This is a genomic window from Williamsia sp. R60 (genome assembly GCF_054063855.1).
Window position 1 is genome coordinate 455,041 of sequence record NZ_JBSSGR010000002.1, and the last position, 24,137, is coordinate 479,177.

25 protein-coding genes are annotated in these 24,137 nt (G+C 64.7%); 17 read left to right on the plus strand and 8 right to left on the minus strand.

The annotated features are described in order from the left end of the window. Window positions 1–8: 8 nt before the first annotated feature. Both ACVWY6_RS08995 and ACVWY6_RS09000 read right to left on the minus strand, forming a co-directional pair. Entirely contained in the window at window positions 9–422 is a 414-nt protein-coding gene (locus tag ACVWY6_RS08995; protein ID WP_023957437.1) for a thiol-disulfide oxidoreductase DCC family protein, read from the minus strand. A 69-nt stretch (window positions 423–491) separates the two neighbouring features. Beyond that, entirely contained in the window at window positions 492–3,050 is a 2,559-nt protein-coding gene (locus ACVWY6_RS09000) for a hypothetical protein (RefSeq protein ID WP_457537500.1), read from the minus strand. 174 nt (window positions 3,051–3,224) lie between these two features. Here ACVWY6_RS09000 and ACVWY6_RS09005 point away from each other — a divergent pair, with 174 nt between their 5' ends. Further along, complete coding sequence (locus tag ACVWY6_RS09005) at window positions 3,225–3,833, plus strand: hypothetical protein (protein ID WP_457537502.1); 609 nt, start codon at window positions 3,225–3,227, stop codon at window positions 3,831–3,833. 156 nt (window positions 3,834–3,989) lie between these two features. Here the strand turns inward: ACVWY6_RS09005 and ACVWY6_RS09010 are convergent, their stop codons facing one another. From ACVWY6_RS09010 to ACVWY6_RS09020, 3 genes are all read right to left on the minus strand, one after another. Next, a complete protein-coding gene (locus tag ACVWY6_RS09010) occupies window positions 3,990–5,456 on the minus strand; it encodes a multicopper oxidase family protein (protein ID WP_457537504.1) in 1,467 nt (488 codons plus the stop codon). Next, a complete protein-coding gene (locus ACVWY6_RS09015; protein ID WP_457537506.1) occupies window positions 5,449–5,973 on the minus strand; it encodes a hypothetical protein in 525 nt (174 codons plus the stop codon). The genes ACVWY6_RS09010 and ACVWY6_RS09015 overlap by 8 nt, the downstream gene beginning before the upstream one ends. A gap of 126 nt (window positions 5,974–6,099) precedes the next feature. Next, a complete protein-coding gene (locus tag ACVWY6_RS09020) occupies window positions 6,100–6,594 on the minus strand; it encodes a hypothetical protein (protein ID WP_457537508.1) in 495 nt (164 codons plus the stop codon). A 164-nt stretch (window positions 6,595–6,758) separates the two neighbouring features. Between ACVWY6_RS09020 and ACVWY6_RS09025 the strand changes: the two genes are divergently transcribed. The 4 genes from ACVWY6_RS09025 (at window position 6,759) to ACVWY6_RS09040 (ending at window position 10,539) form a co-directional block, all read left to right on the plus strand. Next, window positions 6,759–7,148, plus strand: a complete 390-nt coding sequence (locus ACVWY6_RS09025) for a RidA family protein (RefSeq protein ID WP_457537510.1) — start codon at window positions 6,759–6,761, stop codon at window positions 7,146–7,148. Further along, window positions 7,145–8,329 (plus strand): winged helix DNA-binding domain-containing protein, encoded by a 1,185-nt coding sequence (locus ACVWY6_RS09030; RefSeq protein WP_457537512.1) that lies wholly within the window; start codon window positions 7,145–7,147, stop codon window positions 8,327–8,329. Before ACVWY6_RS09025 ends, ACVWY6_RS09030 begins: the two co-directional genes overlap by 4 nt. A gap of 90 nt (window positions 8,330–8,419) precedes the next feature. Continuing rightward, complete coding sequence (locus ACVWY6_RS09035) at window positions 8,420–9,118, plus strand: response regulator transcription factor (RefSeq protein WP_030173401.1); 699 nt, start codon at window positions 8,420–8,422, stop codon at window positions 9,116–9,118. Between the two features lie 74 nt (window positions 9,119–9,192). After that, complete coding sequence (locus ACVWY6_RS09040) at window positions 9,193–10,539, plus strand: sensor histidine kinase (RefSeq protein ID WP_457538557.1); 1,347 nt, start codon at window positions 9,193–9,195, stop codon at window positions 10,537–10,539. A 13-nt stretch (window positions 10,540–10,552) separates the two neighbouring features. Here ACVWY6_RS09040 and ACVWY6_RS09045 read toward each other — a convergent pair whose 3' ends face one another. Next, complete coding sequence (locus tag ACVWY6_RS09045) at window positions 10,553–10,978, minus strand: HIT family protein (protein ID WP_030173396.1); 426 nt, start codon at window positions 10,976–10,978, stop codon at window positions 10,553–10,555. Between the two features lie 192 nt (window positions 10,979–11,170). Here ACVWY6_RS09045 and ACVWY6_RS09050 point away from each other — a divergent pair, with 192 nt between their 5' ends. The 4 genes from ACVWY6_RS09050 (at window position 11,171) to purD (ending at window position 17,264) form a co-directional block, all read left to right on the plus strand. Next, window positions 11,171–12,445, plus strand: a complete 1,275-nt coding sequence (locus tag ACVWY6_RS09050; RefSeq protein WP_457537515.1) for a glycosyltransferase — start codon at window positions 11,171–11,173, stop codon at window positions 12,443–12,445. After that, window positions 12,442–14,616, plus strand: coding sequence for an ArnT family glycosyltransferase (locus ACVWY6_RS09055; protein ID WP_457537516.1), 2,175 nt, complete (start codon window positions 12,442–12,444; stop codon window positions 14,614–14,616). The genes ACVWY6_RS09050 and ACVWY6_RS09055 overlap by 4 nt, the downstream gene beginning before the upstream one ends. Before the next feature lie 81 nt (window positions 14,617–14,697). Next, a complete protein-coding gene (locus ACVWY6_RS09060) occupies window positions 14,698–15,987 on the plus strand; it encodes a low temperature requirement protein A (protein WP_457537518.1) in 1,290 nt (429 codons plus the stop codon). A 26-nt stretch (window positions 15,988–16,013) separates the two neighbouring features. Further along, a complete protein-coding gene (purD, locus tag ACVWY6_RS09065) occupies window positions 16,014–17,264 on the plus strand; it encodes a phosphoribosylamine--glycine ligase (protein WP_457537519.1) in 1,251 nt (416 codons plus the stop codon). A gap of 18 nt (window positions 17,265–17,282) precedes the next feature. Here the strand turns inward: purD and ACVWY6_RS09070 are convergent, their stop codons facing one another. After that, window positions 17,283–18,248, minus strand: coding sequence for an alpha/beta hydrolase (locus ACVWY6_RS09070; protein WP_457537521.1), 966 nt, complete (start codon window positions 18,246–18,248; stop codon window positions 17,283–17,285). Window positions 18,249–18,338: 90 nt separating this feature from the next. Between ACVWY6_RS09070 and ACVWY6_RS09075 the strand changes: the two genes are divergently transcribed. From ACVWY6_RS09075 to ACVWY6_RS09105, 7 genes are all read left to right on the plus strand, one after another. Next, entirely contained in the window at window positions 18,339–19,490 is a 1,152-nt protein-coding gene (locus ACVWY6_RS09075; protein ID WP_457537523.1) for a pyridoxal phosphate-dependent aminotransferase, read from the plus strand. Window positions 19,491–19,574: 84 nt separating this feature from the next. After that, window positions 19,575–20,174 carry a TetR/AcrR family transcriptional regulator gene (locus ACVWY6_RS09080; protein WP_084247990.1) on the plus strand — a complete coding sequence of 200 codons (600 nt, stop codon included), beginning with the start codon at window positions 19,575–19,577 and terminating at the stop codon, window positions 20,172–20,174. Window positions 20,175–20,232: 58 nt separating this feature from the next. Beyond that, entirely contained in the window at window positions 20,233–21,681 is a 1,449-nt protein-coding gene (gene purB, locus ACVWY6_RS09085) for an adenylosuccinate lyase (protein ID WP_457537525.1), read from the plus strand. Between the two features lie 279 nt (window positions 21,682–21,960). Continuing rightward, the gene (locus tag ACVWY6_RS09090; RefSeq protein WP_457537526.1) at window positions 21,961–22,308 is read left to right on the plus strand and encodes an ArsR/SmtB family transcription factor; all 348 of its coding nucleotides are present in this window, start codon (window positions 21,961–21,963) and stop codon (window positions 22,306–22,308) included. Next, window positions 22,305–22,754 (plus strand): SRPBCC family protein, encoded by a 450-nt coding sequence (locus ACVWY6_RS09095; RefSeq protein ID WP_457537528.1) that lies wholly within the window; start codon window positions 22,305–22,307, stop codon window positions 22,752–22,754. The genes ACVWY6_RS09090 and ACVWY6_RS09095 overlap by 4 nt, the downstream gene beginning before the upstream one ends. Further along, window positions 22,751–22,915: a hypothetical protein gene (locus ACVWY6_RS09100; RefSeq protein ID WP_457537530.1), complete on the plus strand. Its 165-nt coding sequence runs from the start codon at window positions 22,751–22,753 to the stop codon at window positions 22,913–22,915. Before ACVWY6_RS09095 ends, ACVWY6_RS09100 begins: the two co-directional genes overlap by 4 nt. 18 nt (window positions 22,916–22,933) lie before the next feature. After that, window positions 22,934–23,263, plus strand: coding sequence for a hypothetical protein (locus ACVWY6_RS09105; RefSeq protein WP_457537532.1), 330 nt, complete (start codon window positions 22,934–22,936; stop codon window positions 23,261–23,263). A gap of 67 nt (window positions 23,264–23,330) precedes the next feature. Here ACVWY6_RS09105 and ACVWY6_RS09110 read toward each other — a convergent pair whose 3' ends face one another. Further along, window positions 23,331–23,621: a SelT/SelW/SelH family protein gene (locus tag ACVWY6_RS09110; protein WP_457537533.1), complete on the minus strand. Its 291-nt coding sequence runs from the start codon at window positions 23,619–23,621 to the stop codon at window positions 23,331–23,333. A gap of 87 nt (window positions 23,622–23,708) precedes the next feature. Between ACVWY6_RS09110 and ACVWY6_RS09115 the strand changes: the two genes are divergently transcribed. Beyond that, window positions 23,709–24,095: a DUF1304 domain-containing protein gene (locus ACVWY6_RS09115; protein WP_457537535.1), complete on the plus strand. Its 387-nt coding sequence runs from the start codon at window positions 23,709–23,711 to the stop codon at window positions 24,093–24,095. Window positions 24,096–24,137: the final 42 nt, after the last annotated feature.

Genomic DNA, 24,137 nt, shown 5'->3' on the forward strand with positions numbered 1-24,137 from the left:
GGCCGGTCCTAGTCCAGGAATCTCGCGCGTACTTCAGGAGAGGGGAGCGGGCACGTGTCGAGCTTCCCGAACACTCGGTATCGGATGGCCGCAAAGCCGTCATACAGCCGGTCTCGCACGGGGCGGGGGATCACCCGGGCGACCTTCAGCCACCGCCATGGCCGGTCGGCATGGGTGATCACGCGCAGTGCGGCGTCGGACCGCATCGACACACGCTCACCCTCCGTGCCCGGGTTGTCCACGTAGACAACCGAATCGACCCCTGCCAGTTCCGGGTGCCGTTCGATGACACCGCGCGCGAAGTCGCCTTCCAGCGCGGCGAAGCGTAGTTCCTCTCGACGGTCGACGCGGAGGAGGAATTGCACTGCGTGGTTGCAGAATCCGCAGACCCCGTCGTACAGGACCACTGGTTGCTCAGGCATCGGGCCCTCCTTCGAAACGACACAGGCCGGCAGGGTCGACCCTACTGAGTCGTCACCTGGACCCGTGCCTCAGTACAGGTTGCACTTCTCCGCGGCGTCGTTTGCCTGGTGCATCGTCGGTCCGAAGTAGCGGGGGCTCATGAAGTCGTAGAGATTGATGCCCAGCTGGTCTCGACCGGTACCGAACATGGTGTTGGCAGTGTCGGGTCCGATGAAGTCCGGGGTCCAGTTGCTTCTGTCGGTGGTCGGTCGCTCCCGGGTGAAGAACATGTTCCATCGCATCGGCCCGCTGCCGTCGAAACTCCACGTGGCCTGCATCTGTGCGATGCGCGGCATCGAACTCCATGGGCGGTGTTGCTCCATGGTCACGCCCCAGTCCGTGTAGTTGCCACAGCTCAGGCCGTTCACGTCACCGGGTCCGACCGGCGGGGGTGTGCCACGGATCAGCCACGGATACGTGGTCGCCAGGAGTGTGGTCGCAAACCAGGTGCGCAGGCCCCTCGTCAAATCGCTCAGCAGTTGACCCGGCTGGGTCGGCGCAACCCAGCGTTCTTCCATGATCTCTGTGTTGGCAGCTTGGAGTTTGCCGTAGTCGGAAGCCATGATGAGGGCAACGGTGCTGAATGCGTAGGTTGCCGCAGACAGGGAATCCTCGACCTGTACACCCAACTGGTCGGCACGTACCCGCGTCTTGTTGGCCAGTGAATTGGCGTTCGCATTCGCCTCGCCTTCACCGCTCACGTAGGCGCCGAGTCCGAGGAGAGTGGAGATCGGTCCCCATACGGCCTTCGATTCCGGTGCGACCAGCGTGACTACGCTCATGATGACGTTGATCAGTTTCAGACCGTCCGCCAGAGCTGTACTCGCGGGCGGCGGTGACACCTCTCTGACCATGTCGTTGCCGATTTTCGTGACGTTCAGTTTCGCGTCACCACGGACAAGTCCCATCGACGCCTGCAGAGTGTCGTAATAGGTTTTGACTGCAACAAATGACGTGACTTCTGTGCGTAGCTGCGTGAGGGCTGCGTTGAATTCTGCGGCGGTGAAGGAAGCCCCGTCGGTGGGCATGGTCACCGATGTTGCGAGCTCCTGTTTGATCGATGTCCAGGCCGCGTTGTAGTTGGTTCGGTACTTCTCCCGAATGTTGCAGGTGGTGGCAGTTGGTGACGTGCACCCGGGAACATTCGCTTTCCACCCGATGTACGTCTCCGCAGCGGCGTTGATGGATGGAAAGTTCGGGGCTCGGTCAGAACCACCCTGGAAGGCGGGTTGGTACATGATGGCGTTCTGCTTGAGGTCCACGCCGCCGAGCGGGCCCGACTGCAGAGGCAGAAACGAGGAGTCGTGGCCGCGGGAGATCAAACCTGTTGCGGGACCCGGCTTACCGAGAATCGTGCCCATCTCGACCACGGATGATCCGGCGGCTGCTCCGCCGACGAGGGTGTAGTCGCTTGTACCGCCCAGACCGAGGAATGACAGTCGTGACCCGCCCAGCCGAACGATGGCGTCGGCGCCGTCCTGCCACGCTCCGGTCGGCTTCGGGCGGCCGAAACTCTGGACGATGACAAGAAGCGGACGTCCACCGGCATCGACTTCCGCAGCCGCCGCAACGAGTTTGGTACTCAGTTCCCGATTGCCCGCCTCGTTGGTGGTGACCACGGTGGCCTCGTACGAGGGTGCGAGAGTTTGGCTGTCGAAGCCGCGGATGACGAAGCCGTCTGGGCCGCTCGGCGTCGACGTGTAGGTGGCTGCGCCGACCGTCATGGTCACAGTGGATCCACCGCCCGCTTCCTGCCGGGTCGTGAAGGGTATCGGCGCCGGTGGCGTGAAGTCATAACGCTGTCCCAAGGCACTCCAGCGGAGCAGTCCGGTGATGTTGGCACCCGCGCGGTCGCCCACGTCTGCGCCGACGCGTGTGAAGGCTGTGCCGTCGGGAGCTCCGGTCTTGCCGACAATGGAAAACGGCGCACCGGCTTCCATCCGGTTCAGGTCGCCGCGGCTCATGGACGACGCCCCCAGAGCTCGCAAGAGATCGGCAACGGCCGGTTCGCGGCCGGCATTGGTCATCCCGCGGTGGCCGCTGACGACAACAATCGTGTCATTGCGGTTCCGGAAGCTCTCGGTGATCGACGTGAGCACTCGGACGCCGTCGGCGTTGTTTGGGGCTGTCCCCGAATTGAGCCGGGCGTGGGTGCGGGCATCCAGGACGGCCAAGAGGAGGTTCTGTCGATCGGATGCGGCGGGCATGCCCTCGCCGTTGACGATGATGGAGGCCGCCGGGTTGTCCGAGAGCGTTTCGATCGGGACCCCGAGCACTGGCTCACCGGCGTTCGGGGACAACAGTTGCAACCCGCCTGTTCCAGGTGTGTTCGGCTCAGGTGTGGGATTGTCTGGTCCGGTCGATCCTGACGATCCGGTGTCCGCCGGTGCGCCATCGGATGATCCGGCTCCCGGGAGGTCGAAGGGGAATGTGGGCTCGTCCGCGCCCGCCACCCCTGCGTTGTGGAGGGTTGCGACAGCGACGGCCGAGACGAGCAACACCGTGCCCGCTCTGAACCGGGTCCTGCTGCTGCGGCGTGAGAACAATTCGATGGCTCCTTTTACACAGGCAGGAATGGCTGCGGCCATACCCGCATCGCAACCTAGGGGTCGAATGCATATTTTTTGCAACGTGGAGAACCCGGAATTGTGTGGACGACGACGGGAAATGATTGCAAAAACCATGCGGCGCAGGTGAATAGTGAGCTTGTCCGCCTCTGGGCCGAAGAAGTACCTCGTGTCGCAACCGTAAGGACTTGCACCATGCTCTCTCGCTTCCGACGATTCGCCGCCATCCTGGTGGTGGGCGCAGCACTGTCGGCCGGGGTGCTCGTGCCATCCGGCTCAGCGTCGGCGCACCCTGTTGCGCCGGGGGCACACTTCAAATATTTCAATATTCATATTCGCTCGACCGACGGAGGCGCAGGTGGCGTCCACTGCGTCAAAAACCAACCCTTCGGACGCGAAGGCAGTCGATGTGATGCACACGGCTATTACGACGACAGTCAAGCCGCGGGATTCGTGAACGTCGATGGTGGGGTTGTCTACGACAGCGACGGCCACGGCGGCACGTACCTCAAGTTCTATACCAAGGCCGGCGAAGTGATCGAGGGAAACATTCCGTCCCGCAGTTCCGCCGACTTCACGATCTCGAGTTTCAACTCCCCGGCATTCGGCGTCTTGGCCCGCACCGGGCAGAAGTTGTACCTCGATGTGAGAACCACCGATCACGGCCAGACCACCGGTGACCGGTGGGTCGACTTCTATCTTCATGGCGACCTCGTGATCAACACCCCGGTCGGCGGCAGCTATCTCGAGGGTCTCCTCGATGACTTCCTGGAAGGCGTCAGCGGCGCATTCGGTAGCAGCTGAGCGCGGCACCCCGTGGGCGTGGGGTCTGCGGCCATCACGTCGAACTCGAGTCACGTGAGGGGTCGATGCTCAGAAGTCGAGGACGACCAGCGCCACCAGGACGTTGACCAGTGTTGCCGACTGCGCGCTGGCCTCGGCGGTTTCCGGCGGCGTCGGTCATGCTTGTTTTCCAACCACTTCCAGCAACTGCATCATGCCGTGGTCCTCGTGGAAGAGGATGTGGCAGTGCATGACGAACTGGCCCGTGAAGTCCTCGAACCGGTGGCGGATGGTGAGTGTTCCGAACGGCGGCAGCATGGCCGTGTCCCGGTAGTGCTGCTGATCGACCGGTTGGTCGTTGATCGCCACCACCTGAAAGTCGTTGACGTGAATGTGAACTGGGTGAGGCTCGTAGGTGCGGTTGATGAAATGCCACTCCTCGGTGTCGCCGAGTGTCATCGTTTCGTTGACCACATGGTGGTCGAACATCGCGCCGTTGATGTAGTACATGAAATGCTCGGTGTCGCCGGTCCCGCGCGGTTCCATCTCCTCGAAGACGAACTCCCTTCGGCGGTCGATGGCAGCGTCACGCAGGTCGTCGAAGGGGAGCAGTGCGCCCGGAAGGGGTTCGGGTGTCTGTGTGTCCCCTTTCGACACCAGGTTCAGCAGGGGCATCTGTGCGGGCACCATCGACGAGTAGAAGGGGCCGAACTCATCCCAGCTCAATGACCGCATCTGGTAGGTGCCGATGTTGGCGCCTTCGATGAGTACATCGGCGCGCCCACCCGGCACCACCTCCAGAACGTCGACGGTGGACACCGACGTCCGGGCGGAACCGTCGATGCCGATCACATGCATCGGATGTTCGTCGAGCTGTAGACGCAGGAACAATGAACTCGCATTGATGATGCGCCACCGTTGCACTTCACCCGGCGCGATCTCGGTGGTGGGCTGGAAGGTGCCGTTGACCAGTGTCTGTTGCAGGCTGTTCGAGCTCTTGTCGCCCGGAACCATCTTGCCGTCTTGCATCTCGGTCTGACTCAGGACCAGGAGGCGTTCGGGGCGCCCCTTCACGCCGGGCAGTTCATCGAGCTCGCCGCGCACGATGAGGGCCCCGAACAGACCCCCGAAAACCTGTGTGTCACTGATGGTGTGCTGATGCGAGTGGTACCAGAACGTGCCCGCGGAATGGTCAGCGGGAAGGTCGTACGAGTAGTCGAAGGTCTCACCGGGCTCAATGGCCATGAGAACGTCGTCGCTCGGCTGTTTCGGCGAGACGTGCCATCCGTGTGTGTGCAGGTTGGTGGGCTCGTCGATGTCGTTGATCAGCGACACCTCGATGCGGTCACCCGGCCGCACGTCCAGCGTCGGCCCGGGGTAGCTGCTCTCGTAGGTGACCGCCGAGACCTTCCCGCCGCCCATGGCCACATCGCTGCGAGCGACCTTCAATTGTGTTTTCAGCGAACCGTTCTCGCTCGCCCGGACGCTCGGCTCGAACCAGGTGACCCCGCCTGCGTTGTCTTTGCCCGAGGCGCATGCGGTGAGGACTGACCCGCCGAGCAGGGGAAGGCCGACGAGCGCTGCGGCTCCGGTGAGAAAACGTCGGCGATTGACCGCTGCGACAGGCATTTTCGGCTCAGCCATCGGTGGGCTCCTTGGTGATGGTGACGGTGCGTGAGGTGGAGCCGATCCCGTTCGCGGTCCAGGTGACGTCGATCGTGTGTTGCGCCGGTCCGTCGCACGCGAAGACCACCGATGCCCCGATCCCGGTCGGTCCTCCGGCAGGCACCTGGAAAGGAACCTGGTCCTTGATGCCCACGGGGAGCAGTTGGCCGTCGAGGCGCAGTTCCACCCCGGTGGCCGATGGTGCGCGCCACCCGACGGTCACCACAGACCGCGGGGGAGTGTCTTTCAGACACGTGAACGTGGGGAGGACGGTGAAGTCGTCCACCTGTAGTGCGCCGCCCGGATCTGTTGCCGGCACCACGGACGCCGTCGGTGGCGTGGTCCGTGTCGGGATCGGCGCCAGCCCGTCGCGGCTGTCCGACGAAGACGAATCGTCGTCATTGCATCCGCCGAGCACCAGCAGCAATGCTGCAGTTGTCACCAGCGCGCCCGTCACACCGGTCCGGGGTGGCAACCGCCACGAGGTACCGCTCATGACTTCGGTGCCGTTGCCGGCAGAGTTCTAGCGTGTTTCGCGCACATGGGGATACTTCACCGGCAAGGTGCATATTTTTCGCATAGGCACCCTTGTCGCCGAGTTCCGGTGCGTCGCCGGGAAGTGTCAGCGAGCCCGCACGGGAAAGACACGCTGTGACATGACCGGTGCGAACCACAATCGGGACAGATCCATGGTGTCGGTCCGCTTGGCGCTGCTGGGCACGAGGCCGTGCTCCACCCCGCCGGGTGACCAGTGGTCGTGCAGATCCTCGGCAGCAAAGATGAACGGCAGCCAGTCGGTCATCTCTTCGGGGCGGGTGAACCCGCCCGCGATGGCCCACAGCACGTCATCGGTGCGGTAGGTGAGGAAGTGTTCGCCGTAGGCAGGGCCGAGCCCGTCGCCGATCAGGGCCGTGAGCACAAACCACTCGGTGGCGGCCAAGACGTGCTCAGAGGTGTTCGACCGAGCCAGCTCGTAATGTTCGTCGACCGAGGCAACCGCATAGTCTTCGTCGAAGAACACCTGGGCCTGACTGATGTCGCGGCCGGCTCCGACTCGAGCATGGTCGGGCATCCCGAGGACAAAGTAGGCGCTCTGCGGTGTCACCTCATCTCCCATGGACGCATTGTGTCAGTGCTGCGGCTGCTGCGCCCGCAGGCGCGAGGGTGAGTGGCCACGGCGCCATTCGCTCCACATGCCGCCGCCCGCTCCGCGTGCAACCGGCTCGTATGCGAGCACGTGGAGCGAATCTGGGCGTCGGAGCGGACAGTTACGATGACGCCATGTCATCAGTGCAGATCAATGGGTCCTCGGGTGGACACACCAGCAGTGCAACCGTCTCGCCGGGGGCGTTGATCTTCACCGCCGGTGCCGCACCCATCGATGCCGAGGGGGCGACGGTCGAGCCGGGTGACGTCACCCGGCAGGCGCACCAGTGCATGGCGAACCTTCGCGACGCCCTTGCCGATGCGGGCGCCGAACTGACCGACGTCGTGAAGGTCACGGTGTACGTCGCGGAGAAGCTGCAGGCCGATCTGGTGGTTGCGTGGGACGCGGTCACCGAGGAGTTCGGCGACCACAAGCCGGCAGGCACCCTCCTCGGGGTGACTGTTCTGGCCTACGACGACCAGCTCGTCGAGATCGAGGCCGTGGCGGTTCGCCCGGGCTCATGACCCGGTTCGCGATCGGCACCGAGCAGCGTCGCGCACGGTTGATGCGCCGACATCGGCTGCTCCCGGCTGTCCACGCAGGCTCGCCCGAGGAGGTCGCCGAAGCGGTGGTGGGTCTGCACGCGACCACACCGTCGACCGTCTACATCTCGACATGGGCGCGGATGGCGCACTTCGACATCACCGACATGGAACGTGCGCTCTACGTCGACCGCACGCTGGTCAAGCAACTGGCGATGCGCCGGACCCTATTTGTGTTCCCGCGGCCGACACTGGCCGACGCGGTGAGTGCGATGGGCACGAGGGTCGCGGCAAGCGAACGCACCAACATGCTCAGAGACCTGCGCCGCGACGACAACTTCCCCGACCCCGAGGGGTGGATAGCCGAGGCCCGCGCGGCGGTACTGGGTGCCCTCACCGACGGGCGGTCGGCCTCGTCGACTGAACTGCGCAACGAGTTGCCCGCGCTCGCCGGCGCCATCCGGCACGGTGAAGGCAAGTCGTGGGGCGGGGTATCCCAGATGGGGCCCCGCGTTCTCAGTCATCTGAGTGCAGCAGGCGACATCGTGCGCGGTCCCAATGACGGCAACTGGTTGCGCTCCAAGCCTCGATGGATCTCGATGCAGGACTGGCTCGGTGAACCCCTGCCGATCGAAGACGCGGCGACCGGGCATCGCAACCTGATCCGGCGATGGCTGCGGCAATTCGGCCCTGGTACCGAAACCGACATCGTGTGGTGGCTGGGATCGACGAAAACTGCTGTCCGAAAAGCGCTGTCGGAGCTCGACGTGGTGGAGGTGGAGCTTGATGACGGCTCGACCGGGTTCGTGTTGGCCGACGACCTCGACGAGGTGGAACCTGCGCCACCGACTGCGGTGCTGCTACCCGAACTCGACCCCACCCTGATGGGTTGGAAGCAGCGCGACTGGTATCTCGGTCCGCATGCGGGGCACCTCTTCGACAGCAACGGCAACGGCGGGCAGACCGTGTGGTGGGATGGCCGCATCATCGGCGGCTGGCATCAGCGGCCCGACGGGTCGATCGGCTTGCATTTGCTCGAGAAGGTCGGTCGAGCCGCCGTCGACGCGGCAAAGGCGAGGGCACGCGACCTCGAGCTGTTCCTGGGGGAGGCCCGCCCGAAGCCGGGGTATCCAGCGCCTTTTCACAAAACACTCGGTGGATGACGAGGCTCTCGGTGCGATGGTTGCCGGTTCACAGGAAGCTCCCAGCTTGCTGGCAGTTTCTCAAAAGTATGGGTCGGCAGAGTAGGTGCCATGAGTGATCAGGGTGCGCGAGTGCTGGTGGTAGACGACGAACCGAATATTCTCGAACTGTTGTCGGTGTCGCTGAAGTTCCAGGGTTTCGATGTCCAGACGGCGCCGGACGGCCCGCGTGCCATCGACCGCGCCCGGACCTTTCGGCCGGATGCCCTCATCCTGGACGTGATGATGCCGGGGATGGACGGTTTCGGTCTGCTGCGTCGGCTCCGGGCCGACGGTGTGGAGGCGCCCGCGTTGTTCTTGACTGCACGCGACTCGTTGGAAGACAAGGTCACCGGGCTGACCATCGGGGGAGACGATTACGTCACCAAGCCGTTCAGTCTCGAAGAGGTGGTCGCGCGTCTGCGAGTGTTGTTGCGGCGCGGAGGTTTCGGTGAGAAGCCGGCGCAGAATCCGCGAATCTCCTTTGCCGACATCGAGCTCGACGACGACACCCACGAGGTGTGGAAGAACGGGGAGCTGGTCTCCTTGTCGCCCACCGAGTTCACGCTGTTGCGCTACTTCATGATCAATGCCGGAACCGTCCTGTCGAAGCCGCGAATCCTTGACCATGTCTGGAATTACGACTTCGGTGGCGAGGTCAACGTCGTCGAATCGTATGTCTCCTACCTTCGCCGCAAAGTCGACACCGGCGACCGGCGGCTCATCCACACACTGCGGGGCGTGGGTTACGTGATGCGCGAGCCACGGTGACTGCGGCGGCCACAGTCCCACGCCGCGGGGTACCCCTGCGGGTGTCGCTGGTGGCGCTGACGCTGGTGCTGGTCATGCTCGGACTGTTGGTGTCCGGTATCGCCGTGACGTCGGCGATGAAGAACAACCTGATGGACCGGACGGACAAGTCGTTGCGGGAGGCCTCGCAGACCTGGGCGAGGCCGAAAGAGTTGCCCCCGCAACTCCCCAGGCCCGACGACGTTCAGATCGGCCGTCCTCCAACGCCCTACTTTGTGTACGTGCAGCGCGCCGACGGAACCGTGCTGAAGATCAACGACTTCGGCGGTCAGCCCGACATCACCGATCTGGGCAAGTTGGGGCCAGATCCCGTGACCGTCACGTCGGCCGGCGGCGGCGACCCCCACTGGCGGGTGATCATGACATCCTCACCGACGGGAACCGCCATCGTCGCCATCAAACTGACCGACGTCGACGACACGGTCACGCGGCTCATCTGGCTGCAGTTCGGGATCGGCGTCGGGGTGGTACTCCTGGTCGGAGCATTGGGATACCTGTTGGTGCGCAGCAGTTTACGGCCGTTGCAGCGAGTCGAGAACACGGCTATGGCGATCGCAGCCGGCGACCTCGACCAGCGAGTACCACCGGCTGCACCCAACACCGAGGTCGGCAGACTCGGTGCATCGCTGAACACCATGCTCCACCAGATCCAGAACGCGTTTGCCGCGACCGCTGCATCAGAGGAACAGGCTCGTCGCTCCGAGGACAAGATGCGCAGATTCGTCGCCGACGCCAGCCACGAACTCCGCACACCTCTGACGTCGATCAAAGGGTTCTCCGAGCTCTATCGGCAGGGCGCGATGACCGACCCGGCGCAGTTGATGTCGCGGATCGAGACCGAAGCCGGACGGATGGGACTGCTTGTCGAGGACCTGTTGATGCTTGCCCGGCTTGATGCGCATCGCCCGATCGAGCATGCGTCCGTGGACCTGCTCGCGCTCGCCTCCGACGTGGTGCACAGCGCGCGGGCCACCGCACCAGATCGGGACATCTCGGTGCAAGTGCTCGATGGCCCCGGCCTTCCGGAAGTGCAGGGTGACGCCGACCGCCTGGCCCAGGTGCTGAGCAATCTCATCGGCAACGCCATCCGGCACACCCCGCCGCATGCCACCATCACCGTGCGGGTCGGCACCCGCGGTGATGACGCGGTTCTGGAGGTTGCCGACACGGGACCGGGCCTACGCGACGAGGACAAAGCCCAGGTGTTCGAGCGCTTCTACCGGGCCGATGCCTCGCGCCACCGCACCGAGTACTCCTCGGGCAGCGGTCTCGGCCTGTCGATCGTCGTAGCCCTGGTTGCCGCACATGGTGGAACCGTAGGGGTGGACGACACACCGGGTGGCGGTGCCACCTTCTGGGTCCGGTTGCCGCGCGAGCGCTGAGGAAGCCGGTGAGTCAGTCGGCCACCTGATCGGTATGACCGAGTTCGCGTAGCTTCGCCCGGATCTTGTCGGCAACCGCATCCAGGGCCGCGGGGTCGGGGTCCTTGTCGGCGGTGGCGAGGTCGAAGGTCTCGAGCTGCCAGGCCGGGAACACGTGGACGTGCAGGTGCGGAACCTCCAGTCCGGCGATGAGCAAACCCATCCGCGGCGCGTCGAACGCTTCCTTCACGGCCTGACCGACGGTCTGCGCCACCGTGTTGATCTTTCCGAACAGCTCAGGATCAACGCTTTCCCAGTGGTCGACCTCCTGGCGCGGCACCACCAGCAGGTGACCGTCGGTGACGGGGTTGATGGTCAAGAACGACACCACGTCGTCGTCCTTCCAGACGAACCGTCCGGGGATGTCGCCGTTGATGATCATGCTGAAAACAGATGCCATGGCTGGAGTTTATTGCGCGCTTCGCTCGCGTGAGGGGTGGCCCCTACTGACCTGGCCGGATGCGGGTCAGATCGGAGGTGTGGCCGCGGTTGATCTGGACTGCCGACGAACGAGCGGAGCGAGCAAGACAACACAGCTTCTTGACAGCTACGCCCGAGGTTTGCGGCAGGTCCGGATTCCAGAGTGTGTGCCATGACAGCAGACACCCTCGACGATGCGCCGAGCGAGACCGCCGCAATCGTGTTCGACCACACGCCGCCAGGACCGGTTCTCGACATAGTCGTCCCGGTTTTCAATGAGGAGTTCGACCTGGGCAGGTGCGTGCAACAGCTCGCCGAGTACCTGAACACCCAGATGCCCTACTCGGCCAGGATCACCATCGCGGACAACGCCAGCACCGATGCCACGTTGCAGATTGCCTGCCGCCTGGCTGCGGTGATCGATGACGGGCGGCGGGTGCGGGTGGCGCATCTCGACGCGAAGGGGCGGGGCCGGGCGCTCAAGGCGATGTGGCAGGACAGCGACGCACGTGTGGTCGCGTATATGGACGTCGACTTGTCGACCGACCTCAATGCGCTGCTGCCGTTGATTGCGCCGCTGGTGTCGGGACATTCGGATCTGGCGATCGGCTCTCGGCTGACCCGCTCGTCGCGGGTGGTTCGAGGACCGAAGCGAGAGTTCATCTCTCGTGGCTACAACCTGCTGCTCCGCACCACGATGGGGGCGAGATTCTCGGACGCCCAGTGCGGATTCAAGGCGATTCGCTCCGACGTGGCTCGGCGTCTGCTGCCGATGGTCGATGACACCGGCTGGTTTTTCGACACCGAGATGCTTGTCATCGCACAGCGGGCCGGGCTCCGGATCGCCGAGGTGCCGGTGGACTGGGTGGACGATCCGGCCAGCAAGGTCGACATCGTGAAGACGGCCACCGAGGACGTGAAGGGTTGTTGGCGTGTCGGACGAGCTCTCGCGAGTGGACGGTTGCCGGTGTCGGATCTCCGGGACAGCCTCGGCCGCAACGATCCCGGACCGCAGGTGATCGGGGTGCCGCGTGGGATGGTGGGTCAACTGGCCAGGTTCTGTGTGGTCGGGGTGGTCTCCACCATCGCCTACGCGGTGCTCTACCTGGGTCTGCATTCGATCGCCGGGGCGCAGACGGCCAACTTCCTGTCATTACTCATCGCGGCCGTGTTCAACACCACCGCCAACCGCGCGTTCACCTTCCGGGTGCGCGGACTTGACGGTGCCGCCAAACACCATCTCCAGGGGATCGCGATCTTTACGTTCGGGTGGGGCCTAACCGCCGGATCGCTTCTTGTGCTACACATCTGGGCTCCGGATACGTCCAAGCACGCCGAGTTGCTCGTGCTCGTTGTGGCCAACCTCGTTGCCACGATCCTGCGCTTCATCGGCCTCCGCTGGGTGTTCCGCACATCGCACCGCACTGTGAAAGAGGTCTCGGCATGACCGTGCTCATCGACCTACCACCGGCCAACCCGGCGCCCGATGCCCCTGATTCATCCTCAGGGGCATCGGCCCGGCCGCGGTGGGAATGGCCCGCGTTCGCGATCCTCGTTGTCGCGACCGGCGTGCTCTACCTGTGGAACCTGAGCATCAATGGGTGGGCCAATTCGTTCTACTCGGCGGCCATCCAGGCCGGCTCACAGTCATGGGAGGCGTGGTTCTTCGGGTCATCCGATGCCGCAAACTCGATCACGGTGGACAAACCGCCGGTGTCGTTGTGGATTCCCGGTATTGCCGTACGCATCTTCGGGTTGAACTCGTGGTCGATCATCGTTCCACAGGCGCTCATGGGTGTTGCGTCGGTAGCGCTGCTGTACTGGATCGTACGCAAGCGATTCGGTCCGGCGGGTGGACTGATCGCCGGTGCGGCGCTTGCGCTGACACCGGTGGCGGCGTTGATGTTCCGGTTCAACAACCCCGACGCGTTGCTGGTGCTCCTGATGATCGCGGCGGTGTGGGCGACACTCAAAGCCATCGACGACGGGCGGATACGCTGGATGATCCTGACGGGCGTGTTCGTCGGCTTCGGGTTCCTCACCAAACAGATGCAGGTGTTCCTGGTGATACCGCCGCTCGCGCTGACCTACATCGCGTTCGGGCAGAAGACCTGGCTCAAGAGACTCGGCCATCTCTTCGCAGCACTCGGCGCCATGATCGTGTCGGCGGGATGGTGGGTGTTGGCCGTGGAACTGTGGCCGAAGGACTCACGGCCCTACATCGGTGGATCGCAGAACAACTCCATTCTGGAACTCACATTGGGCTACAACGGTTTCGGACGTCTCAACGGAAACGAGACCGGTAGCGTGAGCCCTGGCGGAGGCGGAATGGCCGAACGGTTCGGTGCCCCGGCCACCGGAGGCGTCAATGAACTCGCCGCGCCCGGTGGAGCTACATTCACCGGCCCCGGCGGAGGTGGCGGGATGTGGGGTGACACCGGCATCACCCGGATGTTCGAATCAGGCCAAGGTGGTCAGATCGCCTGGCTGATCCCCGCTGCGTTCATTCTGGGAATCGCTTCGATCGTGTTGCGCGGCAGAGGGTCCCGAACCGACAGTCGCCGCGCAGTGCTGGTCGTCTGGGGGTTGTGGCTGATCACGACGATGGCGGTCTTCAGTTTCATGGCGGGGATCTTCCACGCGTACTACACGGTGGCGCTTGCGCCGGCCGTTGCCGCTCTGGTGGGCGCCGGCGCAGTGGAGTGCTGGCGCCGACGCGAGAAGCGCTGGGTACCAGTAGTCCTCGCTGCGGCGGCGCTGGCTGCCGGCGTCATGTCTTTCGTATTGCTCGATCGATCCGCCGACTTCATGCCGTGGCTGAGATATGTCGTCCTCGTCGGCTCGATCGTCTCTGCACTGGGTCTGCTCCTGTCGAATCTGCGGAACACCGCGGCGCGGCGCGGCGCGGTGGTCGCGGCGCTGGTCGCGGTCTTCCTCGGACTCGCGGGTCCGGCCGCGTACGCCATCGACACAGTGAGCAGCGCACGCTCGGGATCGATCCCGAGCGCAGGCCCCTCCTCGCAAGGAGGGTTCGGTCCAGGTGGCGGTATGCGAATGGGCCGGGGTGCGGCAGACGGCGGCATGCCTCCCGGCATGTCGAACAATCAGGGCACCGTGCCGGGGATGCCCAACGGTCGGGGCCGCACCACGAACCCCGGGCAAGTGGGCGCCCAAGTGCCGCAGAACGGTACGTTCGAGCTGTTCGGTGGGATGGGAGGCATGGGCGGTGCCGGCGGCGGTCTGCTGCAGGGCTCGCGACCGAGCGATGAGCTGGTGGCGTTGCTGAACACCGATGCCGACGACTACACGTGGGTCGCGGCCGCCATCGGCTCGAACAGTGCCTCGGGCTACCAGCTCGCAACCGAGCGTTCGGTGATGCCGATCGGCGGCTTCAACGGCAGCGACCCGTCTCCGACGCTCGCGGAGTTCCAGAAGTACGTGCAGGACGGCGAGATCCACTACTTCATTGCCACGGGCGGCGGCATGATGGGCGGCATGAGCGGCGGGGGCATGAGGGGCAGCGGCACCGGATCGGACATCACCGAGTGGGTTGAGGCCAACTTCGCCAGTACAACAGTGGACGGCGTGACGCTCTACGACCTCACCGCGCCCGCCTGATCAACGATCTGAAGGCACCTTCTTCTAAGCTCTCAGTGCTGTTCAAGAAAGAAGACAGCCTGACAGAGAAGGTGCCTTTAGATGAGCGAGCCAGAAGGTCACAACCGTCCAGCCACCGCGGCAGTCGCCCAACTCAGGCACCGGGTGACCCGGATGACTGGCCGCGACCCGCATGAGGACGGGCGAGCAGCGACCAGCCTCGAGCTGTTCTTCGACCTCACATTTGTGGTCGCCTTCGCGTTTGCCGGAAGCGAAGTTGCACACTTCGTCGCCGAAGGGCACTACAAGACCGCAGTGATCGGTTTTGTGTTCTGCACGTTCGCGGCGGTGTGGGCCTGGATCAACTTCACCTGGTTTGCTTCGGCATTCGACACCGACGACTGGGTGTATCGCTTGACGACGATGCTGCAGATGGTCGGTGTCCTGATCCTCGCCCTGGGCATCGAGCCGCTGTTCGCGTCGGTGGACGAGGGCGGTGTCGTCGACAACCGGGTGCTCGTCCTCGGGTATGTGGTGATGCGCCTGGCCATGGTGCTCCAATGGGTCCGCGCCGCCCTGAGCAGCCCGGACTACCGTCGGACCTGCCTCACGTACGCAGTCGGCATCAGTGTTGTGCAGATTGCCTGGATTGGGGCCATCTTCCTCGACACCACCCTTCTGCAGACCCTGCTGGTGATCGGGGTGCTGGTCGTCTGCGAGATGGCGGTGCCGGCGATCGCCGAGAACATCGGCGATGAGGGCACAACGCCGTGGCATGCCCATCACATCGCGGAGCGGTACGGTCTGCTCGCGATCATCACCTTGGGCGAAGGCATCGTCGGCACCACCGTGGCGCTGCAGGCGGTGGTCCACTCGGCCGGATGGACTCTGGAGACGGCGATCCTCGGCCTCGCGGGAGTCGGCATCACGTTCGGCATGTGGTGGGTCTACTTCATCGTTCCGGCCGGCCACGCCCTGCACCTTCAGCGCGGCAAGGCGTTTGTCTTCGGGTACTTCCACATCATCGTCTTCATGTCGATCGCGATGATGGGGGCGGGACTTCACGTTGCGGCACTGTTCATCGAACACAAGGCGACGATCAGCGAGTTGGCCGCGGTGGTGTCGGTGGTGCTGCCCGTCGGGGTATTCATCGGGTCGGTCTTCCTGCTGTACGGATTCCTGCTGGGCTTCGATCGAACCAATGTGGCGTTGGCCGTCGGGGCGGGCGCGATCCTCGCGGTCGCGGTGGTGCTGGGAGCAAATGGGGTGTCCGTGGTGACGTGTCTTGTGGTGATCGCCCTGGCGCCGGCACTCTGCATCGTGGTCGACGAGCGACTCGGCAGTGAAGGACGCAAGAAGGCACTCGAGGCTTTGGTGGCCGGTTCGCGCTGATCGCGGCGGACGGTAAGGTCTGGCACGTGCGAGTACTCGTCATCGGATCGGGCGGCCGCGAACACGCCCTCGTATTGGGCCTGGACCGCGACCCCTCGGTCACCGATCTGCATGTTGCCCCCGGCAATCCCGGCACCGCAGCTGTGGCCACCAATCATGCGGTCGACATCGTCTCGTCGGACGCCGTGGTGGCGCTGGCCCGCGAGATCGAGGCAGACCTGGTGGTCATCGGCCCCGAGGTCCCCTTGGTGGTCGGCGTTGCGGATGCCCTGCGGACAGCCGAATTCGCAACCTTCGGGCCGGGTGAGCAGGCAGCAAAGATCGAGGGCTCCAAGGCCTTTGCCAAAGATGTGATGGCCGCTGCCGGGGTGCGTACGGCGCACAGTGAGATCGTCGACAGTCCGGCCCGGCTCGATGCCGCCCTCGACCGGTTCGGTCCCACCTGGGTTGTCAAAGACGACGGCCTTGCCGCAGGTAAGGGCGTGGTGGTCACCGCCGACCGCGTTGCCGCCCGCGCCCACGCGGCCGAACTTCTCGAGAGCGGCCACCCGGTGCTGCTGGAGTCGTTCCTCGACGGCCCCGAGGTGTCGCTTTTCTGCCTGGTCGACGGTGAGACGGTGGTTCCACTGTTACCTGCCCAGGACCACAAGCGGGTCGGCGATGGCGACGCGGGGCCGAACACCGGTGGCATGGGCGCCTATACGCCGTTGCCGTGGCTGCCCGAGGAGATGACCACGCGCATCGTCGACGAGGTCGTCGCGCCGGTCGCGGCGGAGTTGGCCCGTCGCGGGATCCCGTTCTCGGGACTGCTCTATGCCGGTCTGGCCATCGGCGCAGACGGACCGGCAGTGGTCGAATTCAATTGTCGCTTCGGCGATCCCGAGACACAAGCCGTCCTGGCTCTGCTCAAGTCACCGCTGGGCGTTGCCCTCAACGCCACCGCGACAGGGCACCTGGACCAGCTGCCGCCCCTGGAGTGGGAGCCCGGGGCCGCTGTCACCGTGGTGCTGGCAGCCGAGAACTACCCGGGTCGACCCCGTACGGGCGATCCGATCACCGGTGCCGACGCGGAGGGCGTTCTGCACGCCGGTACCGCATCGGTCGACGGATCTGTGGTCTCCAGTGGCGGGCGCGTGCTCAGCGTTGTCGGTGTCGGAGGAGACCTGGCAGCCGCACGGGCCCAGGCTTACGAGCGACTGTCGGGAGTCAAGCTGGCGGGTGCGCACTACCGCAGCGACATCGGCCTGGCCGCCGAAGAAGGCCGTATCTCGATCTGATTGCCGGCGGCACGCAGGTCAGGCCGCGAGGTTTCGGCCGAGAAACGCGATCTGCCCGGGCAGGACGCCGCGCCAGTATCGGTTGGTGTGTCCGCCGGGCGAGGTGCCGAAGGCCGGTGGTGGACGCAGGCCCGCCATCCACTGCCGGGTGTAGGTGAAGAACTGGTCGCTGGATCCACACTCGATCAGCAGGGGGATCTTCATGAACGAATCCTGTTGCCCGAAAAGTGAATTGGCCTGGTAGTCGGCGAGACTGTCGAACGCTCGCGGGGGAAAGGTCGCGGGGTCGCCCCACAGCGCGGGGGAGCTGACGGCGATGGCCGATACCCGCGGTGCGCCCAGCAGTGCACCCAGGCGCAGTGCGCCGTAGCCGCCCATGGACCAGCCGAAGAATCCGATGCGATCGGTGCGCAGCTGGAGTTCGGGAGTGCCGTCGAGCAGTGGCAGGAACTCGTCGAGCACCATCGCGCCGCCGTCGGTGCCATCGACGCGGGGGTGATAGTAGCTGCGCGCGGCATCCACGGCGGCCAGCGCGAACGGCGCATTGCCCTGGTTCACCCAGTCCTGCATCAGGTTCTGCATCTCCAGACCCCCGCCGAAGGCGGCCCTCTGGTCGGTGTTCAAGGCGTGCAGCACCACCACCACCGGCAACTCGCCGGTGACGCCGGCCGGCCGTGCGACGATCCAATTGGTTTGACGTCCAAGCATTTTGGCGGAGATGAAGCTGCCACTGAACATCTCGGCCGTCCCACTCTGCGGAACAGTCGGCGCAGTGGAGGTGGTCTTGGGCTCGTCCGCGCGGGCCGGCTGAGGTGCCACGCGCTTCGACTCGTCGCCCGACCCGCACGCTGCCAGCAGCCCCATGGCACCCAGTCCGGCACCGGCCGTGAGCAGGGAACGACGGGGTATCGCCAGATCGGCGAGTCCGGAAGTGCCGCCGTCGTTGCTTCCGGGTCGCTGGAAGCGGTTGCCTGTGGTAGTCATTGCGAGATACACGGTACCTGCGGCGCGGCGCCGAGCTACCGTTCGACCCTCTGACGCGATGTCGTTTACGGCAGGCGCTAACTTCGACAGATGCGGTCGCAATCGGACAGATCCCAGGTCGAGATGTTCCATGTGATGGACGTGCTGGCAGCGATCGCCAAGCGACGGGCTCGCGGCCTCGACGTCGTGTCGTTGGCCGCCGGTCAGCCTTCCACCGCGGCTCCGGCGCCGGTTCTCGAGGCCACCGCGGCCGCCTTGCATGCCTCTCCGCTGGGTTACACCGAGTCGCTCGGTATCGCGCCGCTACGCGAGGCGATCGCGGCGCATCACCGCGACACCTATGGAGTGGAGGCGAGTGCGGACGACGTCGTGATCACCACGGGCTCATCCGGTGCATTCACCCTGATCTTTCTCGCTGCTTTTGATGCGGGCGACACGGTGGCCATGGCCCGGCCGGGTTATCCGGCATACCGGAACACGCTCTCGGCGCTGGGTTGCCAGGTACTCGAACTCGATTGTGGTCCCGAAACGCGGTTTCAGCCGACGGTCGACATGCTCGAACAACTCGACCGGCCGCCGGCCGGATTGATCGTCGCCAGCCCGGCGAACCCCACCGGGACAATCCTCGCGCCCGAGGAACTCGCCGATCTCGCCGCCTGGTGCGACGCCCACGGCACGTTGCTCATCTCGGACGAGATCTATCACGGCATCAGTTACGGGCGGCCCACGTCATGCGCATGGGAGACGTCGCGCCAGTCGGTGGTGATGGGTTCGGTGTCGAAATACTTCTGTATGACCGGCTGGCGACTGGGCTGGATGTTGGTGCCGGAACCTCTGCGTCGGCCCGTCGAGCGACTCACGGCGAACATGACGATCTGTCCACCGACCATCAGTCAGCACGCTGCCGTTGCAGCGTTCACCCCCGAGTCACGTGCCGAACTGGACGGGCATGTGCGGCGCTACGCGCGAAATCGTGAGTTGTTGGTGGGCGGCCTCGCCGCGCTCGGCATCACCGACGTTGCACCTCCCGACGGAGCGTTCTATGTGTACGCCGATGTCGGTGCGATCACCGACGATTCGCTGGGCTGGTGTGAAGGCGTGCTCGAGCAGACGGGGGTCGCCATGGCGCCGGGCCTGGACTTCGACACCCGCAAGGGACACCGAACCGTGCGGATGAGTTTCGCCGGCGCGACCGACGAGATCGAGCGGGCGCTGCAACTCCTCCGTCCGGTTCTCAGCTGATCGAGCATCACTGAAATCCTTGCCGGAGGTCAGTTTTTTGCCGAAACGATCCCGCCGCCGCGTGCCCTTTGCCACCATGACGGGGTGAGAGCAGCAGCGACCCCCAAGGGGACGCGCCGAAGGGCGCGATTGATCGCCGCCGCCGGGGAATTGTTTCTGGAGGGCGGTTTTGACGCCGTCCGACATCGGGCGGTGGCCGACCGAGCGCAGCTTCCGCTTGCCTCCACGACGTATTACTTTGCCTCACTTGAGGATTTGGTTGCCGAGGCAGTGGCGTCCGCCTGTGCGAATGATTGCGATGCGATCATCGAGAGGGGCCGGGGGCTGACCCGGCGTCGCCGCGGGGCCGAGGCGACGGCCGAAGTACTCGCCGATGTGTTCATCGGGGAGGACACGTCGCGAGAGCGTCTGACCTGCCGGTTCGAGTCGGTTGTTCTCAGTGCGCGAGTGCCGCGACTGCAACAGGTTCTCATCGACCATCGAAACACGTTGCGCAACACTCATTTCGAGGTTCTCGAGAAGTCGGGCCGCAGCACCGATCCCAGTGGGATCGAGCAGTTGATGGCTGTCGAGGACGGTGTGGTGATCGGGGCCCTGGCCGACTCGGTGGAGGACGTGGTCAAGGTGACCCGCACCGCCCTGAGCGAGGTCATCGACCAACTCGCACCCGTCGCCGCGGTGTGATGCGCCGGTCGTGACCGCCATGTGAGGGCGCCGTGGCGGACATGTCGCATAATGAGGCGTGTCTGAAACAAAATCGCCGACCGAGAAACCGCGCGTCTCGAACGTCCTGGCCGGTCGCTATGCGTCGGCAGATCTGGTGCGGTTGTGGTCCGCCGATCACAAGATCGTCCTGGAGCGGCAACTCTGGGTCGCAGTCCTCAAAGCGCAGCAGGAACTGGGCGTCGATGTGCCCGATGAGGCGATCGCCGACTACGAACGTGTGCTCGATCAGATCGACCTGGCCTCCATCGCCGACCGTGAACGGGTCACCCGCCACGACGTGAAGGCGCGCATCGAAGAGTTCAACGCCCTCGCCGGCCACGAGCACATCCACAAGGGGATGACCAGCCGCGACCTCACCGAGAACGTCGAGCAATTGCAGATCCTGCGGTCGCTCGAGCACGTACACGCACATGGTGTTGCCACCGCGGCGCGCTTGGCCGACCGGGCCGCCCAGTACTCCACGCTGGTGATGGCCGGTCGCAGCCACAACGTCGCGGCGCAGGCCACCACCCTCGGCAAGCGGTTCGCGTCGGCGGCCGACGAATTGCTCATCGCGCTCACCCGCTTGCGCGAGCTGATCGACCGCTATCCGCTCCGCGGCATCAAGGGCCCGATGGGCACCAGCCAGGACATGCTCGATCTGCTCGACGGAGACGTCGACAAACTGTCCCAGCTGGAGTCGAAGGTGGCCGACCACCTCGGGTTCTCTAAGTCGCTGACCTCGGTGGGTCAGGTGTACCCGCGATCGCTCGACCACGACGTGGTCTCGGCGCTGGTCCAGGTGGCTGCCGGCCCCTCGTCGTTGGCTCACACCATCCGCCTGATGGCAGGCCATGAGCTGGTCACCGAAGGTTTCCAGGCAGGACAGGTCGGCAGTTCGGCGATGCCGCACAAGATGAACACCCGCAGCTGCGAGCGGGTGAACGGGCTCGCCGTGGTGCTCCGCGGCTACGGATCGATGGCTGCGGAACTGGCCGGCGCGCAGTGGAACGAGGGCGACGTGTTCTGCTCGGTGGTGCGCCGCGTGGCATTGCCAGACGCCTTCTTCGCGATCGATGGACTGCTCGAGACGTTCCTGACGGTGCTCGCCGAGTTCGGTGCGTACCCCGCGGTGATCGCAAAAGAACTCGACCGATACCTGCCGTTCTTGGCGACCACAAAGGTCCTGATCGCCTCGGTTCGTGCTGGCGTCGGTCGCGAGGTCGCGCACGAGGCGATCAAGGAAAATGCCGTCGCCGTGGCACTGGCCATGCGCGAAGACGGTCGCGATCCCGACCTGCTGGACCGACTGGCCGCCGACGACAGGATCCCACTCGACCGCGCCGGGCTCGACGCCGCGCTGGCCGACAAATCGGCATTCATCGGCGCAGCAGAGCACCAGGTGGCCGCTGTCGTCGCTCAGGTGGGCACACTCGTCGATCAATATCCCGACGCCGCCGGCTATGCGCCGGCCCCTATTCTCTGACCGTTTCGCCTGCTGGGGGAGCAGACCCTCCGACTTCGTGGAGTTCCTCCGGTTGCAACCGGAGTTTCTAGCCGAAGGCGGAGGTTCTGCTGTGGGCCCGGGCTGCTGGTTGGGAGACCCTCCGACGTCGTCGACTTCCTCCGGTTGCAGTCGGAGGTTGTGGCTGGAGTCGGAGTTCATGCGCGGCCTTGCCGGCCTCAACAGGTTGACAGCCTCTCTCAAGTCCGTAGTATTCAACCTACTGGTTAATAACCAGTCGGTTGAATAAAGGAGAACGACGTGTCGGACGATCAACTCAGTGCCGTGTTCGCGGCGCTCGCCGACCCCACGCGACGGGCTCTGCTGGCTCGGCTCGCGGAAGGGGAGGCGACGGTGTCGGCGCTGGCCGAGCCGTTCGACATGAGTTTGGCGGCCGTGTCCAAACACCTCAAGGTTCTGGAACGTGCCGGACTCATCTCGCGGGGCCGCGACGCGCAGTGGCGACCGTGTTCCCTCGAAGCCGAGCCGTTGGCGGCGGCCAGCGACTGGCTGGCCGGCTATCGCCGTTTCTGGGACGGCAGTTTCGACCGTCTCGAACAACACATCAACCGGATCGCCGGGTCCGGCCAGGGAAAGGAAACATCATGACAGACACGGCAACTCGCGAGTTCACGATCGTCAGAGAGTTCGCTGCCACTCCCGAGGTGGTATTCAACGCCTGGGTCGACAACGACCAGGCTGCGCAATGGATGGGCCCCGAGGGTTTCACCATGCCACGTGATCGCATGCATGGCGATGCACGACCAGGCGGCAGCTATGGCGGAGTGATGATCAGCCCTGACGGTGAGGAGTTCGCCACAGGCGGTGTGTATCAAGAGGTCTCGGCACCAGACCGCCTCGTATTCACCTGGGGCGACCCGACCAACACCGACAGCGTCTCCGTCTGCACCGTGACCTTCGAAGAAACAACGCCGGGCACGACGACCATGACCTTCCACCTCCTCGCACCGGGACCGCTGAGCCCGGAAGACGGTGCCCGCGGTGGATGGAACAGCTGCTTCAACAACTTGCAAAGGCTGGTGGAAGTCCGGTGACAACCTCGGCGCACATCGACCCGAATGAGCTCCCGCCGGGCGACATCGGTCTGCTCGAGACGGACGTGGCTCGCGAACTCCTCAGCCTCGCATCGCCTGCTCGGCTCGCTTATGTGGCGGCCGACGGCAGCCCGCGCGTCTTCCCGATGAATCACTGGTAGACAGGTATCGAACTGGTCATGGCCACGTTCACCGGTGCCGCAAAAGTTGCAGCGCTTCGTAGGCGACCGGCAGTGGCGATCACGATCGACACGGTGTCAGCCACACCCCACGTCCTGCTGCTGCGAGGCGATGCGGTGGTCACCGACGTCGACGGCATCGTGCCCGAATACGAGCTCGTCATGCGCCGGGATATGCCACCGGCACAGGTCGATGCCTACTTCGACGGGTTGCGTGCCGATGGCGCGACCATGCATCGCATCGGGGTGATTCCGACCTGGGTGGGTGTACTCGACTTCGAGACGCGTTTTCCAGGAGCGGCCCCGGCCGCGATGAGCGCTCCGAGTTGAGGTCGTCGAAGGCTCCCGGAATGATTGGGAACGTGCTTTCGAAGGCGGGCTCAGGCGATGTGGAGTACTACTCGGCCGCGGTATCGGCGTGCCCGAGGCTCCAATCCGGCACCGCGATGTCGCGCACGAGCTTCTTCAGGGTGACGACGTCCGGAAAGCCGTTGTCGCGCTCGCGCTCCCATATCAACTGTTCGTCGACTTCGATGGTGAACACGCCGCCGGTACCTGGCACCAGGGTCACCGACCCCAGTTCGGTACCGAAGGTGTTCAGCAACTCCGTTGCCATCCATGACGCCCGAAGTACCCAGTTGCACTGAGTGCAGTAAGTGATGGTGACCGATGCAGCCGATGTGCTCACCGGTTCATTGTGGCAGTCTTCGCAGTCGGCGGATATTCATGCCGACAGCGGTAGCGGAGACCACATGACTTCGGACGGGACGACGACGTGACGGTAGTAGGCCTTGTATTCACCGCGATTGCGGCACTCATCCACGTGTACATCTTTGTGCTCGAATCGCTGCGGTGGACGTCACCGGCAACCCGCAAGACCTTCGGAACCACAGCCGAGGAAGCCGAAGCGACCAAGGAGATGGCCTTCAATCAAGGGTTCTACAACCTGTTCCTGGCGATCGTCACCGCTGTCGGGATCGTGTTGACCCTCGTCGATCACGCCGATGCCGGAGCTGCGTTGGTGTTCGCCGGCGCTGGGTCGATGGTTGCCGCGGGTCTCGTTCTGCTGATCTCGTCGCCCGAGAAGGGGCGTTCGGCGCTGATCCAGCTGACGCCGCCCGCAATCGGCGTCGCGGCTCTTGCTGCCGGCCTGGTGTTCTAGCGCCACCCGCCCTGAACGTCGAAAGGCGTGCCCGCCCGACTA